The following is a 14,108-nucleotide window of genomic DNA, read 5'->3' as shown; positions in this document are numbered from 1 at the left end:
GCGCGACCACCTGGCGCGCCACGCCGCACGACCCGGGAGCCCCGCCCGGGAGCACGCCCCTGCGAGTCCCCCGCACGACGCAGTGCCCCCTTCCCCCGAAACGGAGCCCCACCCGATGCGACACACCCGCGCGTGGCGCGCGATCGCGCCCCTGACAGTCCTCGCCGCGCTCGCCGCGGGCTGCTCCTCCGGAGGAGCAGCCCGCGGTGAGCCCGGCTCCGCCGAGCCCATCGTGATCGGCCAGACGGCCGGGACCACCGGCTTCATGTCCGTCTTCGACATCCCGGTACAGCAGGGCATGCAGCTGGCCGTCGACGACATCAACGCCCGGGGCGGCGTCCTCGGCCGGCAACTCAAGATGATCACCACCAACAACGAGACCGACGTATCGAAGATCCAGACCGCGGCACAGGACGTCCTCGACCAGGGGGCGGAGTTCGTGGTGACCTCCTGTGACTTCGACATCGGCGGGCCCGCCGCCCGGGTCGCCAACGACGCCGGGAAGATCGCGCTGGGCTGCGCCGGCGGCCCGCTCTACGGCGTCGACGGCGTCGGCCCGATGACCTACAACTTCTACCCCGGCTCGCGCACCGAGGGAGCGCTGCTCGCGGAGTACGCGAAGGAGAAGGGCTACAGCCGGCCGTTCGTGATCACCGACCAGGGCCTGGAGTACTCCCAGGTCGTCGGGGACTTCTTCGAGAAGCGGTGGACGGACCTCGGCGGGACGCTGGTGGGCAAGGAGACCTACCAGAACGGCGACGAGTCGGCCGCCTCGCAGATCGCGGCCGCGCAGCGCGCCAACCCCGACGTCATCCTCGTGGCCAGCTACCCGCCCGGCGGCGCCACCCTGCTGCGCCAGCTCCGCGCCGCGGGCCTGACCCAGCCGCTGCTCGGCTCGGCCGCGTTCGACGGCACCTACTGGACCGACGCGGTGCCCGGGCTCTCGGACTTCACCATCCTGTCCGCCGGCGGCCTGAACGGCGACGACCCGGTCCCCGCGCGCAACGAGTTCTTCACCCGCCTCCAGCAGCGGACGGGCGAGCCCGCCGCCAGCGCGAACTACCCGCTCGAGGGGTACTCGATCGTCCAGGCGATCGCCCGCGCCGTCGAGCGGGCCGGCTCCACCGACACCGCGGCGGTCAAGGCCGAGCTGGACAGGTTCACGAACGAGGACCTGCTGCTCGGGCCGACCACCTTTACCGCCGACTGCCACATCCCGTCGGGCCGCCCGATGCTGCTCAAGACCTACACCGACGGCACGCCGAAGGTGATCGGCCAGCGCACCGTGCAGTCCCTCATGGGCCAGGCTCCCTGCTGATGGACACGCCGGTGGGGACGGGTGACCGGGAAGCTCCGGGCGTCCGGGGTCACGGTCCGGTTCGCCGGGCTGACCGCGTGCGAGGACATCGAGCTGGCCGTGCGGCCCGGGGAGATCCTGGGCCTGATCGGCCCGAACGGGGCCGGCAAGACGACGCTGACGAACGTCCTCACCGGCTTCCAGCGGCACGCGGGCACCGTCGCGGTCGACGGCCGGGACGTGACGGGCTGGTCGCCGCAGCGGCTGAGCAGGTTCGGCGTCCGGCGCACCTTCCAGAACGTGCGGCTGTTCGCCGGGATGACGGTGGCGCAGAACCTCGAGGCCGCGGCGCTCGGGGTCGGCCTGGGCCGCGCGGCCGCACGCCGCTCGACCGGCGAGCTGCTGGAGCGGTTCGACCTGACGGGGCTGGCCGGGGTCGAGGCCACCGCGCTGCCCTACGGGCTGGAGCGCCGGCTGGGCATTGCCAGGGCGCTGGTCGGCGAGCCGCGCTACGTCGTGCTCGACGAGCCCGCGGCAGGCCTCAACGAGGAGGAGAGCGACGAGCTCCTCGACCGGCTGCGGGCGGTCCCGGAACAGTCCGGGTGCGGGTTGGTGGTGATCGAGCACGACATGCGGCTGATCATGCGGCTGTGCGACCGGCTGCACGTCATCGACCACGGCCGCACGCTCGCCACGGGAGACCCGGCCGAGGTCCGGGCCGACCCGGCGGTGATCGAGGCCTACCTGGGCAGCGAGGCGGCCGGGCAGGCGGTGGCGCATGGCTGAGCCCCTGCGCCCTGTCCCCTGCTCTCGGTCCGGGGGCTCACCGTCCGCTACGGGTCCGTGACCGCCCTGCACAGCATCGACCTCGACGTCGACGAGGGCGAGTTGGTGGCCCTCGTCGGCCCGAACGGTGCCGGGAAGTCCTCCGCGCTCGCCGCCGTCAGCGGGCTGGTCCGCGCGGCTGCGGGCACGGTCACGGTGGCCGGCGACGTCGTGTCCGGGCTGGCGCCCGAGCGGGTCGTCCGGCACGGTGTGGCGCTGGTGCCGGAGGGCCGCAACATCTTCACCTCGCTGACCGTGGCGGAGAACCTCGCGCTCGGCGCGACGATCCGGCGCGACGCCGCCGGGGTCGCCGCGGACCTCGACCGCCAGCTCGACCGGTTCCCGATCCTGCGGGACCGCTACGGCCAGCAGGCCGGGCTGCTCTCCGGCGGCGAGCAGCAGCAGCTCGCCATCGCGCGGGCGCTGATGTCCCGACCCCGGCTGCTGCTGCTCGACGAGCCGTCGCTCGGCCTGGCGCCGCGGCTGGTCGACCTGGTGTTCGAGACCGTGGCGCAGCTGCGCCGGGAGGGACTGACGATCGTGCTGGTCGAGCAGAACGCGACCCGCGCCGTCGAGCTGGCCGACCGGACGTCGGTCCTGCGGACCGGCCGGATCGTGCGCAGTGGCACCGCCGACGAACTGGGCGGCGGCGCGGCGATGGCGGCGGAGTACCTCGGCGAGGCGGGGGTGACCCCGTGACGACGCTGGTGCAGGCGCTGGTCAACGCGCTGAACCTCGGCGGGCTGTACGCCCTCTACGCGCTCGGCGTGGCGATGGTGTTCGGCATCCTGCGCCTGGTCAACTTCGCGCATTCCAGCCTGATCATGGCGGGCGGGTACACCCTGGTGTTCACGGCCTCGCTGCCGCTGGTGGTGCGGCTGGTGCTCACCGTCGCCGTGTGCGTCGCGCTCGCGATGCTGCTGGAGCTGGTCGCCTTCCGTGGGATCCGCTCCGCCGCGCCCGAGACGATGCTCGTCACCTCGTTCGCGGTGAGCGTGCTGCTGGCCAGCCTCGCGGAGAGCCTGTTCGGTGCGCTGCCCCGCTCGACCGACGTCGATCCCGTGTTCCGGGAGAGCTGGACCTTCGGGCAGATCTACCTGCCCAAGATCAACGTGGTCACGGTGGTCGTCGTTGTGGTGCTCATCGGCGGGCTCGGGCTCTTCCTCACCCGCACCCCGGCGGGCCTGCGGATGCGGGCGGCGGCCGAGGACTTCGCCACCGCCCGGTTGCTGGGCGTGGCGGCCAACCGGGTCATCAGCCTGGCGTTCGCGGTCAGCGGGGTGCTGGCCGCCGCCGCGGCCGTGCTGCTGCTGGGCGCCAACGGGTCGGTCACCCCGACGTTCGGGTTCAACGCCGTGCTGTTCGGACTCATCGCGGCGGTCGTGGGCGGGCTGTCCAGCCTGCGCGGGGCCGTCGCCGGCGGGTTCGTGCTCGGCGCGGCGAGCCAGCTCCTGCAGGAGGTGCTCCCGGTGGGGCTCGCCCCGTTCCGCGACGCACTGCTGTTCGCGGCCGTGTTCTGCCTGCTGGTCGTCCGGCCGCAGGGACTGATCCGGTCCGGCCAGGGGGTGCGGGTGTGAACGGGTTTCTTCGACGGGCCGGCGGCGCCCTCGGCGTCCCGTCGGCGCTGTTCGCGGGGATCGTCGTGGTGGCGCTGCTCGCCACCACCGGGCCGGCGTCGCTGGAGCGGCTGGCGGTGGGCGGGCTCGTCAACGTCGTGCTGGTCGTCGGGCTGTACGTGTTCGTCGGCAACTCCGGCGTCTGGTCGTTCGGGCACATGAGCTTCGCCCTGGTCGGCGGCTACGTCGCCGGGCTGCTCGCGCTGCCGGTGCGGCTCAAGGGGCAGCTGCTGCCCGACGCCCCGGCCCTGGTCCGGGAGCTGCACGCCGGGCCGTTCGTCGCGGTCGTGGCGGGTGGGCTGGTCGCGGCGCTCGTGGCCGTGGTGGTGGCGGTACCGCTGTCCCGGATCGGCGGGCTCTCCGCCGGGCTCGCGACGGTGTCGCTGCTGATCGCCTTCTCCGCCGTCGCCGCCCAGTGGCAGTCGGTGACCCGGGGGCAGAAGGGTCTCTCGTCGATACCGACGAGCACGACGATGCCGGTGGCGCTGGGCTGGGTGCTGGCGGCCCTGCTGCTCGCCTGGGCGTACCAACGCTCGTCCTTCGGGATCCGCCTGCGGGCCTCCAAGTCCGACGAGGTCGCCGCGGCCGCGTCGGGGATCTCGGTGCCGGTGCAGCGCGGGGTGGGATTCGTGCTGAGCGCGTTCCTCACCGGGATCGGCGGGGCGCTGTTCGCCCTGCAGCTCGGCTCGATCAATCCCGACGTGTTCTACCTCGACTACACCTTCCTGATCATCACCATGCTCGTGCTCGGCGGCGCAGGCTCGCTCACCGGGGCCGTGACCGGTAGCGTCGCGGTGTCGGTGCTGGCGGAGGTGCTGCGCCGCGCGGAGGGCGGGTCGCTGCTCGGGGTGCCCGTCCCGGCCCGTCCCGGCGTCGCCGACGTCGTGCTCGGCGTCGTCCTGGTCGTGATGCTGCTGCGCCGCCCGAGCGGGCTCACCGGCGGCCGCGAGCTGCGGCTGCCTCACCGACGTGGCGAGCGACACCGGCCCCCGACCGTCACCCCGGACCCATCAGAACCGACTGCCCTGGCGGGAGCCGTCGCCGGGGCCGGCCCAGAAACCCCGCGAGAGGACTCACGATGACGAACCGTTCCCCTGTGGGCGTGCTGGTGCACGGCACCACCCCGCCCGACAAGCTCGTCGACGTCTGTGTCGGCATCGAAGACGCCGGTTTCGGCGAGCTGTGGCTGAGCGAGGACTACTTCTTCCTCGGCGGTCCGACGACCGCCGCCATGGCCCTGCAGGGCACCCGCGAGATCCCGGTGGGGATCGGCATCCTGTCCGCCGTGGTGCGGCACCCCGCCGTCACCGCGATGGAGGTCTCCACCCTCAGCCTGGCCTACCCCGGGCGGCTGATCACCGGCATCGGGCACGGCGTGCCCTTCTGGACGAAGCAGATGGGGCTGTACCCGAAGTCCCCCATGCGGTCGCTGCGCGCCGTGATCGAGACGACCCGCGCGCTGCTCGCCGGGGAGACCCTGACCATCGACGACGGCCCGTTCGTGTTCGACCAGGTCTCGCTGGTCCACCCCAACCCGGCGGGTGTGGAGCTCTACGCCGGGGTGATCGGACCGAAGTCGCTCGAGCTGGCCGGGGAGATCGCCGACGGCACGGTCATGTCCGTCATCGCCGCCCCGAAGTACCTGGAGTTCGCCAGGCAGCACATCGCCGCCGGGGCCGCGAAGGCCGGCCGGGACGCCGCCGCCCACCGCATCCCCACCTTCGCCATCTACCGGGCGGACCTCGACGGCGACGTGGCCCGCGCCGCCGCCCGGGAGGCGCTCGCCTTCTACCTGCAGGCGGTCGGCCCGACCCCGATGACCGGCGCGTACGGCATCAACGAGCGGCTCGCGGAGATCCTCGGGCTGGGCGACCTCGACCGGATCGCCGCCGCCCTCCCCGAGGAGTGGGTGGACACCTTCACCATCGCCGGGACGCCGAAGGAGTGCGTCGGCAAGATCCGCGCGTTCCTCGACGCCGGCGCCACCTCCGTCGTCCTGGCCCCGTTCCCGGCCGAGGCCAACGACGCGATCCTCGAGCTGACCGCTGCCGACGTCCTGCCCCACCTCTGACCTGACCCGAAAGGCCTGCTCCCATGAGTGAAGTCGTGTTCTTCCTGACCACCTTGGCATCCGAGGACGTGCGCGAGGCCTACGAGCAGTGGGTCCGTGAGGTCGACCAGCCGACCGCGGAGGCGCTGCCCGGCGTCGAGCGGTACCGGGTGGTCCGGCTGGAGGGCCCGGTGATGGACGGCGTGGCCACCCCCTCCTACAGCTACCTCGAGATCATCGAGATCAGTGACCTGGCGACCTACCAGAAGTCGATCGCCGCGACCCCGGCGAGCTTCTTCGACCAGTTCCGCAGCTACATCAGCGCCTTCGAGGCGGTGGCCGGGACGGTCGTGCAATGACGGCCCCCACCCATCTGGCCCGGCCCCGGGTGGAGGTGCCGGGGTCGGTCGACGAGGCGGTGCGCCGGCTGGCCGAGCTGGGCCCCGACGGCGCCGCGCTCGCCGGAGGGACCTGGCTCATGCGGTCGCCCACGCCGCCGGGGACCTTCGTCTCACTGCACCGCATCGCCGAGCTGCGCGGCGTCGCTGCCGGGACGTGGGGCGCCCTCACGACCCACGCCGAGCTGGCCGCCGCGCCCCTGCCCCCCGCGCTGCGCGCCCTGGGCACGGCCGCGCGGACGTCGGCGTTCCCGCAGGTCCGCAACGTGGCGACGCTCGGCGGGAACCTCAACGCCCGCGGGTTCGCCGAGGCCGACCTGGTCCCGGCCCTGCTCGCGCTCGACGCAGGAGTGGAGGTCGCGACCGCGGCCGGACGGCACCGGATCGGGGTCGACGGCTACCTGCGGTCGGCCCACGGCGACACCACCGACCCGGCCGCGGTGCTGGTCTCCGTCACCGCCTCCGCCCCGGCGGGCCGCCGCTCCGGGTACGCCCGGCTGACCGTGCGCGGCGGCGGCGAGTACGCGCTGGTGTCCGTGGCGATCTCCGCCGATCTCGACGAGGCGGGCGTCGCGTCCGCGGTCCGCGTCGCCGTCGGGTCGGTGGAGGCCCGTGCCCGGCGGTGTCCCGAGGCCGAGGCGGCGCTCGCCGGCACCACCCTCGACGAGGCCGCCGCCCGCGCCGCCGGGCTGGCCGCGGCCGCCGTCCTGACCCCGCGGGACGACCTGCTGGCACCCGGCTGGTACCGCCTCGAGGTCCTGCCCGCGGTGTTCGCCCGCGCCGCGGCCGACTGCCTCACCGACCCGGCCACCGACCACGACACCGGGGAGGCCCCGTGAACTACCGGCTGACCGTCAACGGCCGCGCCGCCGAGGTCGACGTGCCCGGCGGGACCCCGCTCTCCGACGTGCTGCGCGACCACCTGCACCTGCGCGGCACGAAGGTCTCCTGCGGGACGGGCCGCTGCGGTTCCTGCACCGTCCGGCTCGGCGACCGGGCCGTCGCGTCCTGCCTGCTGCCGGTCGCCCTCGCCGAGGCCGAGCCGGTCACCACCGTCGAGGGGCTCAGCGCGCCGGACGGGCCGCTGCACCCCGTGCAGGAGGCGATGGTCTCCTGCCACGGCGTGCAGTGCGGGGCCTGCACCCCCGGCATGGTGATGACCCTGAGCACGTTCCTCGACACCACGGCGGATCCGGACGCCGGGCAGGTCCGCGAGGCGCTCACCGGCAACCTCTGCCGGTGCACCGGCTACCACACCATCGTCGACGCGGCCCTGACCGCGGCGGCGGCCGCCCCGACCCCGAGGGAGGACCGGCTGTGACCGCGCTGTCCGAGCCCGCCGCCCGTGCCGTCCCCGCGAGCGGCGCCGTCGGCCGCTCGATCCCCAGGCCGGACGCCGACGCCAAGGTCCGCGGCGCGGCCGTCTACACCGTCGACCTCGCCGAGGCGGGCATGCTGCACGCCGCGGTCCTCCGCGCGGAGCTCTCCGCCGCGCGGATCATCCGGCTCGACACCTCCGCCGCGGCCGGCCTGCCGGGCGTGCACGCCGTCGTGACCGGGGCGGACGCGCCCGCCCTGTCGGGCATGCTGGTGGTCAAGGACCAGACCGTGTTCGCGATCGACATCGTCCGCTACGCCGGGGAGCCGATCGCCGCCGTCGCCGCCGAGACGCCCGAGCAGGCGGCGGCGGCGCTGGCCGCGATCGAGCTGGAGCTCGAGCCGCTCGACCCGGTCGTCGACCTGGACGCGGCCGTGGCGCCCGACGCCCGGCTGATCCACCCCGGCTGGGCGGACTACGCGGCGCCGGTCGACGGTTTCCGCAGCGGCAACGTCGCCTGGGACGCCCGCCTGGAGAAGGGCACGGACGAGGAGTGGAACGCCGCGTTCGCCGCGGCGCACCGGGTCGTGAGCGACGAGTTCCGCGTCCCCCGCCAGCACCAGACGCCGCTGGAGCCACACGCCTGCGTGGCCCGGTACACCACCGGCCGTTACACCGTGCACACCTCCACCCAGTTCCCGCACTCGGTCCGCAGCCGCACCGCGGAGCTGCTGGGCATCCGGCCGTCGGCGGTCCGCGTGCTCGTGCCGACCGTCGGCGGCGGGTTCGGCGGCAAACTCGACGCGATGCTGGAGCCGATGGCGTGCCTGCTCGCCCGACGCTCGGGGCGCCCGGTCCGGCTGGTCAACAGCCGCGCCGAGGAGCTGGCCACCGCCGGCCCGCGGGAGAACGCGGTCCTGCGGCTGCGCACCGCCGTCGACGCGGAGGGCCGCATCCTCGCCCAGGAGGCGGACGTCCTCACCGACAACGGCGCGAACTCCAGCGGCGAGACGGTCATCTGCGCCGGGCTGCCCGCGCTCGCCCTCGGGTCGACCTACCGCATCCCGCTCGCCCGGTACCGCACCCGCGTGGTCTACACCAACACCGCACCGACGGCGGCGTTCCGCGGGGTCGGCGGGCCGTACGTCGTGTTCGCCCAGGAGTCGCACCTCGACCACGTCGCCCGCGAGCTGGGCGTCGACCGGCGCGAGCTGCGGCTGCGCAACGTGCTGCGGGCCGGTGAGGCCATGGTCAACGGCCAGGCCCTCGACGACCCGATCCTCGTCGAGGCCCTGGAGTCGGTGGAGCGCCGCGCGCCGTGGGACCGGGAGCGGCCGGCGACCCCGGGGAAGCTGCGGGGCAAGGCCGTGGTGCCGCTGACCTGGCTCACCAACCCCGGCCCCGGCGAGGCGTCCGTCTCGCTGTCCGACGACGGGACCGTCCTGGTCACCACCGCGGCGACGGAGATCGGCACCGGCGCCGTCCAGACCGGGGTGCGGCAGATCGTCGCCGAGCGGCTCGGCGTGCACGTCGACGACGTGCTGGTGTCCACCCCGGACACCGACGCCGCGGGCTTCGACAACGGCGCCCAGGGCAGCCGCACGACCTACGGTGCGGGCAACGCGGCCGGCCAGGCCGCGGGCGAGCTGCGCGAGCAGATCCTGCGGACCGCCGCGGGCATGCTGGAGGCGGCGGAGACGGACCTGGAGATCGCCGGGGACGTCGTGCAGGTCGCGGGCAGCCCCGGCGCGTCGGTCACTCTCGCCGCGGTCAGCGCGGCCGCGATGTTCTCCAGTGGGCCGCTGTCGGCCACCGGCCGGTTCGTGGCGCAGCCTCCCGAGTTCGACGCCGGCTGCGTGATCGGCGGCCTCTTCAGCACGATCAACGCCACCTCCTCCCACGCCCATGCCGCGGAGGTGGAGGTCGACCCGGACACGGGCGAGGTGACGGTGCTGAGCTACGTCGTCGCCCAGGACGTCGGCCGGGCGATCAACCCGGCGATGGTCGTCGGCCAGGTCAACGGCGCCGTGGCGCAGGGCATCGGCTACGCGCTGTACGAGGACCTGCGGCTCGGGCCGGACGGGCGGGTGCTCGACCGGAACCTGGAGACCTACCGGATCCCCACCGCACCGGACGTGCCGCCGATCGACCTGGAGATCCTGGAGAACCCGCTCCCGACCGGGCCCTACGGCGCCAAGGGTGTGGCCGAGCCGCCCATCGTGCCGGTGGCGGCGGTGCTCGCCTGCGCCGTGTCCGACGCGATCGGGGTGACGGTGACCGACCTGCCGCTCTCCCCGTTCGCCGTGCTCGCGGCCCTGCGGGCCAACCGTCGATGACGCCCCCGGGCCCGCTGCTCGCCGAGGACGAACGCCTCGGCGAGCCGGCGGGTCCGGTGCCGGGCCGGATTCGCCGTCGTGCCCGCCGATTTCCGGCTCGCGGCATTGCGCGTATACCACGCGCTGTCATGTATCAGAATCATTCGCGAAACATTTTGTCGGCTTGCACTTGTGGGCCCGAAACTGTGGCGAATGGCCCATGGTCGGGCCGTGGGGCGTTGCCTAGGTTCCACTTCATGATGATCCGCACCGCACAAGAGAGCGGTCAGGAGATCGGATTCCGACGGAATCAGGTCCGGGTGATCGTCGACCGGGCGACGGGCACCGAGGCGATCGAGCGCCCCACCCACCACGCCACCCCCGAGCTCGGCGGCGCCCCGGACCCGTCGTGTGCCGTCGTACCACTGATGACCTGAGGAGCGATTAGCTGCGCCATGACCATCACCGAACCCGTTCAGAGCCAGACCAAGTACACCGGGGCGCGGATCCGACGTACCGAGGATCCCCGCCTGCTGGCGGGCCGTGGGCAGTACATCGACGACCTCACGGTTCCCAAGATGATCGAAGCCGCGGTGCTGCGCAGCCCGATGGCGCACGCGCGGATCACCAGCATCGACGTCAGCCGGGCGCGTGAGCTTCCCGGTGTCTTCGATGTCATCACCGGCGAGGACCTCGCCGCCGTCGCGGGCCAGCAGCCGGTGATCTGGCTCCCGATCCCGGACCAGCGGATCGCCAAGACCTACGCGCTGGCCGTGGACCGGGTCCGCTGGGTCGGGCAGGCGGTCGCGGCCGTCGTCGCGGTGAACCGCTACGTCGCCGAGGACGCGCTCGAGCTGATCGAGGTCGAGTACGAGCCGCTGCCGGTGGTCGCGAACCTCGACGCGGCGCTCGCCCCGGATGCGCCGAAGCTCTACGACGACTGGCCCGACAACGTCAGCGGCTCGCACTCCTACCAGTTCGGCGACGCCGAGAAGGCCTTCGCCTCCGCCGATGTCGTGGTCAAGGGGACGTTCGACCACGGCCGCGCCTTCGGCTGCCCGCTGGAGCCGCGCGGTTGCATCGTGACCTGGGACTCGTTCGCCGACACCCTCGACCTCCACCTGTCGACGCAGTCGCCCAACCTCGCCCGTGACCTGCTGTGCGAGGTGCTCGGGGTACCGGTGCACAAGATCCGGGTCCGGACGCCCAACCTCGGCGGCGGCTTCGGCAACAAGTTCGACTTCTACGGGGAGGAGGTGATCGCCGCGGTCCTGTCCCGCCGCACCGGACGTCCGGTGAAGCTGATCGAGGACCGCGTGGACAGCTTCTTCGCCACCTCGCACTCGCGCGACCAGCGCATGGACTTCGAGATGGCGCTGAGCAACGACGGCACCATCCTCGGCCTGCGCGGCACCGCCTACGGCGCGCTCGGCGGTGCACTCGGCACGGTCGGCGCCGGGCCGTGCTGGGCGTCCGTGCTCACCTGCATGGGCCCGTACAACATCCCCAACCTGGACGTGACGGTGAAGGTCGTCATGACCAACCGCTCGCCGTACGGCTCGTACCGGGGGTGGGGGGCGCCCAAGGGCAACATCGTGCACGAGCGGCTGATCGAGCTCGCCGCCCGTGAGCTGGGGATGGACCGCCTCGAGATCCGGCGCAAGAACCTCGTGGCCCCGGACCAGTTCCCCCACTTCAGCGGCGCCGCCTTCACCTACGACAGCGGCCGCTACGCCGACTGCCTCGACCTGGCGATCGCCAAGGTCGAGGAGCTCGGATGGCTGGAGCGCCAGGCGCAGGCACGGGCCGAGGGCCGTTCCGTCGGGATCGGGTACTCGTTCCACATCGAGCCGAGCGCCTACGGTCCCAGCCGGATCATGAACCTGGTCGGCCTGCAGCACTCCGGCTTCGACGAGGTCACCGTCCGGATGGACTCGGTCGGCAAGGTCACCGTCTACTCCGGCCAGATCAACATGGGCCAGGGCACGGACACCATCTACGCCCAGCTGGCCGCGGACGGGCTCGGCATCCCGATGGACGACATCGTCGTCGTCACCGGGGACACCGACTCCTGCCCCTACACCGGCTACGGCACGGGCGGGAGCCGGGCGGCACCGCTCGGCGGCGCCGCGATCCAGCGGGCGACCGAGCGGCTGCAGGCGAAGATCCTGCGGGTGGCCGCCGAGCTGCTCGAGGCGTCCGCCGACGACCTGGAGATCGTCGACGGCCAGATCAGCGTGCGCGGGACGTCGGGCAAGTCGGTGTCCACCAAGGACGTCGGGGACGCGGCCTACCGGCGGCTGCTGGACCGGCTGCCCGAGGCGGAGATGCCGACGCTGGAGGAGGTCGACGTGTTCGACCCGCCGAACATGGCGACCTCCTACGGCTGCACCGCTCTGCTGGTCGAGGTCGACCGCCAGACCGGGATGGTGTCGCTGCTGGACTGCCTGCAGGCCCACGACTGCGGCACGGTGATCAACCCGATGCTGGTGGACGGCCAGCTCGCCGGCGGCCTGGCCCAGGCGCTGGGTGGCGCGCTGCTCGAGGAGCTCGTCTACGACGAGGAGGGCCAGCTGCGGACGGCGAGCTTCATGGACTACCTGCTGCCGACGTCGACGGACATCCCGCCGTTCCACTTCTACCACCAGGAGACCCCGGCCCCCGACATCCCCGGTGGGATCAAGGGTGTCGGTGAGGCGGGCACGATCGCCGGGGTGTCGCTGGTCGGCAGCGCCGTCGACGACGCGCTCAGCGACATCGGCGTGGCGGTGACCCGGTTCCCGGTCACCCCGCCCCGTCTCCTCGATCTGATCCGCGACGCCCAGTCGGGTAAGGAGGGGTCGCTGTGAAGCCCCCAGCTGTCAAGTACGCCCGCGCCGGTGACGTCAGGGAAGCGGTCGCACTGCTCACCGAGCACGGCTCGGACGCCAAGGTGCTCGCCGGCGGGCAGAGCCTCGTCCCGCTGATGAGCTTCCGGCTCGCCCGGCCGTCGATCCTGATCGACATCAACCGGATCAGCGGGCTGGACCAGATCCGCGTGGACAACGGGAGCCTGGTGATCGGGGCGATGACCCGGCAGCGCGACGTGGAGATCAGCGACGTCGTCGCGGCCGAGGTCCCGCTGCTGCCCCAGGTCCTGCACCACGTCGGCCACATCACCAACCGCAACCGCGGGACGGTCGGCGGCAGCGTGGCCCACGCAGACTCGGCCGCGGAGCTTCCGGCGCTGGTCACCGGCCTGGGTGGCGAGTTGGTGGTGGAGGGTCCGAACGGGACCCGCACCATCGCGGCCGAGGACTACTTCACCGGCACGTTCACCACGGCGATGGAGTACAACGAGGTGCTGACCGAGATCCGGATTCCGCGGTTGCCCGCGGGAACCGGTGTCGCGGTCGAGGAACTGGCCCGCAGGCACGGCGACTTCGCCATCGTGGGCGCGATGGCCGCGGTCCATCTCGCTGCCGACGGCTCGGTCGACCTGATCCGGGTGGCCGCGAGCGGGGTGGCCTCGGTCCCGCTCCGGCTGCACGCCGCGGAGGAGGTCCTCGCCGGCGCGCAGCCGACGGCGGACGCGATCGACGCCGCCGCGGCCACGGTCACGGCGAGCGTCCACCCGACCGATGACGTCCACGCTCCCGCGTCGTACCGGCGGGACATGATCCAGCTGTTGGTCAAGAGGGCGGTGGCCGCGGCCGTCGAGCGAAGTGGAGTGAGCGCATGAGTGACAAGCAGACGGTCTCGGTGACCATCAACGGCCACGTCTACACGGCCGACTGTGAACCGCGGCTCACGTTGGCGGACTTCATCCGTCACGAGTGCGGTCTCACCGGCACCCACCTGGGCTGTGAGCACGGCGTGTGCGGCGCGTGCACGATCATGCTCGACGGACGCACCGCGCGGGCGTGTCTGATGCTGGCGGTCCAGGCCGACGGCAGCACGATCACCACCGTCGAGGGGCTGGCCAGCGGCAACGAGCTGAACCCGCTGCAGGAGGCGTTCTGGGACAACCACGGGCTCCAGTGCGGTTTCTGCACCTCCGGCATGTTGATGTGTGCCACGGAGCTTCCTGGCGGACAACCCCGACCCGTCGGCCGAGGAGGTGCGGGAGGGCATCTCCGGCAACCTCTGCCGCTGCACCGGATACGACTCGATCGTCACGTCGGTCCTCGAGGCGGCGGAGAAGCAGCGGAGCTGACGCCCGTCGTCCGGGAGCGGACCGGGCCGTCCGCCCGAGGCCGGGACGAGGTCCGGCCCGGTTCCCTCCCGGCGTTCCACCCGCACCACCCGGC

13 protein-coding genes and 1 pseudogene are annotated in these 14,108 nt (G+C 73.1%); all 14 read left to right on the top strand.

Annotation, left to right across the window (positions count from 1 at the left end):
* Positions 1 to 115: 115 nt before the first annotated feature.
* The 14 genes and pseudogenes from WBK50_RS30730 (at position 116) to WBK50_RS30665 (ending at position 14,014) form a co-directional block, all read left to right on the top strand.
* Positions 116 to 1,318: an ABC transporter substrate-binding protein gene (locus WBK50_RS30730; RefSeq protein ID WP_341338910.1), complete on the top strand. Its 1,203-nt coding sequence runs from the start codon at positions 116 to 118 to the stop codon at positions 1,316 to 1,318.
* A 21-nt stretch (positions 1,319 to 1,339) separates the two neighbouring features.
* Entirely contained in the window at positions 1,340 to 2,083 is a 744-nt protein-coding gene (locus WBK50_RS30725) for an ABC transporter ATP-binding protein (RefSeq protein ID WP_341338909.1), read from the top strand.
* 57 nt (positions 2,084 to 2,140) lie between these two features.
* On the top strand, positions 2,141 to 2,821 hold the full coding sequence (locus WBK50_RS30720) for an ABC transporter ATP-binding protein (protein WP_341338908.1): 681 nt from the start codon (positions 2,141 to 2,143) through the stop codon (positions 2,819 to 2,821).
* Positions 2,818 to 3,699, top strand: coding sequence for a branched-chain amino acid ABC transporter permease (locus WBK50_RS30715; RefSeq protein ID WP_341338907.1), 882 nt, complete (start codon positions 2,818 to 2,820; stop codon positions 3,697 to 3,699). The genes WBK50_RS30720 and WBK50_RS30715 overlap by 4 nt, the downstream gene beginning before the upstream one ends.
* On the top strand, positions 3,696 to 4,820 hold the full coding sequence (locus WBK50_RS30710) for a branched-chain amino acid ABC transporter permease (RefSeq protein WP_341338906.1): 1,125 nt from the start codon (positions 3,696 to 3,698) through the stop codon (positions 4,818 to 4,820). The genes WBK50_RS30715 and WBK50_RS30710 overlap by 4 nt, the downstream gene beginning before the upstream one ends.
* Complete coding sequence (locus WBK50_RS30705; protein ID WP_341338905.1) at positions 4,817 to 5,809, top strand: LLM class flavin-dependent oxidoreductase; 993 nt, start codon at positions 4,817 to 4,819, stop codon at positions 5,807 to 5,809. The genes WBK50_RS30710 and WBK50_RS30705 overlap by 4 nt, the downstream gene beginning before the upstream one ends.
* A gap of 23 nt (positions 5,810 to 5,832) precedes the next feature.
* The gene (locus WBK50_RS30700) at positions 5,833 to 6,147 is read left to right on the top strand and encodes a hypothetical protein (protein ID WP_341338904.1); all 315 of its coding nucleotides are present in this window, start codon (positions 5,833 to 5,835) and stop codon (positions 6,145 to 6,147) included.
* Positions 6,144 to 7,025 carry an FAD binding domain-containing protein gene (locus WBK50_RS30695; RefSeq protein ID WP_341338903.1) on the top strand — a complete coding sequence of 294 codons (882 nt, stop codon included), beginning with the start codon at positions 6,144 to 6,146 and terminating at the stop codon, positions 7,023 to 7,025. Before WBK50_RS30700 ends, WBK50_RS30695 begins: the two co-directional genes overlap by 4 nt.
* A complete protein-coding gene (locus tag WBK50_RS30690; protein ID WP_341338902.1) occupies positions 7,022 to 7,507 on the top strand; it encodes a (2Fe-2S)-binding protein in 486 nt (161 codons plus the stop codon). Before WBK50_RS30695 ends, WBK50_RS30690 begins: the two co-directional genes overlap by 4 nt.
* The gene (locus WBK50_RS30685) at positions 7,504 to 9,840 is read left to right on the top strand and encodes a xanthine dehydrogenase family protein molybdopterin-binding subunit (protein ID WP_341338901.1); all 2,337 of its coding nucleotides are present in this window, start codon (positions 7,504 to 7,506) and stop codon (positions 9,838 to 9,840) included. The genes WBK50_RS30690 and WBK50_RS30685 overlap by 4 nt, the downstream gene beginning before the upstream one ends.
* A 236-nt stretch (positions 9,841 to 10,076) precedes the next feature.
* Positions 10,077 to 10,256 carry a hypothetical protein gene (locus WBK50_RS30680; protein ID WP_341338900.1) on the top strand — a complete coding sequence of 60 codons (180 nt, stop codon included), beginning with the start codon at positions 10,077 to 10,079 and terminating at the stop codon, positions 10,254 to 10,256.
* 18 nt (positions 10,257 to 10,274) lie between these two features.
* The gene (locus tag WBK50_RS30675) at positions 10,275 to 12,668 is read left to right on the top strand and encodes a xanthine dehydrogenase family protein molybdopterin-binding subunit (protein WP_341338899.1); all 2,394 of its coding nucleotides are present in this window, start codon (positions 10,275 to 10,277) and stop codon (positions 12,666 to 12,668) included.
* Positions 12,665 to 13,540 carry an FAD binding domain-containing protein gene (locus tag WBK50_RS30670; protein WP_341338898.1) on the top strand — a complete coding sequence of 292 codons (876 nt, stop codon included), beginning with the start codon at positions 12,665 to 12,667 and terminating at the stop codon, positions 13,538 to 13,540. The genes WBK50_RS30675 and WBK50_RS30670 overlap by 4 nt, the downstream gene beginning before the upstream one ends.
* Positions 13,537 to 14,014: pseudogene (locus tag WBK50_RS30665) on the top strand ((2Fe-2S)-binding protein). Before WBK50_RS30670 ends, WBK50_RS30665 begins: the two are co-directional and overlap by 4 nt.
* The last annotated feature ends 94 nt before the right edge of the window (positions 14,015 to 14,108 follow it).

The sequence above is a fragment of the Pseudonocardia sp. T1-2H genome (assembly GCF_038039215.1).
Lineage (GTDB): Bacteria > Actinomycetota > Actinomycetes > Mycobacteriales > Pseudonocardiaceae > Pseudonocardia.
This window is presented reverse-complemented; position numbering and strand designations above follow the sequence as displayed.

What these genes read in the sequence shown, in the direction of transcription:
- WBK50_RS30730 (WP_341338910.1), top strand. Translation starts at nt 116, where the DNA reads ATGCGACACACCCGCGCGTGGCGCGCGATCGCGCCCCTGACAGTCCTC.
- WBK50_RS30705 (WP_341338905.1), top strand. Translation starts at nt 4,817, where the DNA reads ATGACGAACCGTTCCCCTGTGGGCGTGCTGGTGCACGGCACCACCCCG.
- WBK50_RS30700 (WP_341338904.1), top strand. Translation starts at nt 5,833, where the DNA reads ATGAGTGAAGTCGTGTTCTTCCTGACCACCTTGGCATCCGAGGACGTG.
- WBK50_RS30695 (WP_341338903.1), top strand. Translation starts at nt 6,144, where the DNA reads ATGACGGCCCCCACCCATCTGGCCCGGCCCCGGGTGGAGGTGCCGGGG.
- WBK50_RS30680 (WP_341338900.1), top strand. Translation starts at nt 10,077, where the DNA reads ATGATGATCCGCACCGCACAAGAGAGCGGTCAGGAGATCGGATTCCGA.
- WBK50_RS30675 (WP_341338899.1), top strand. Translation starts at nt 10,275, where the DNA reads ATGACCATCACCGAACCCGTTCAGAGCCAGACCAAGTACACCGGGGCG.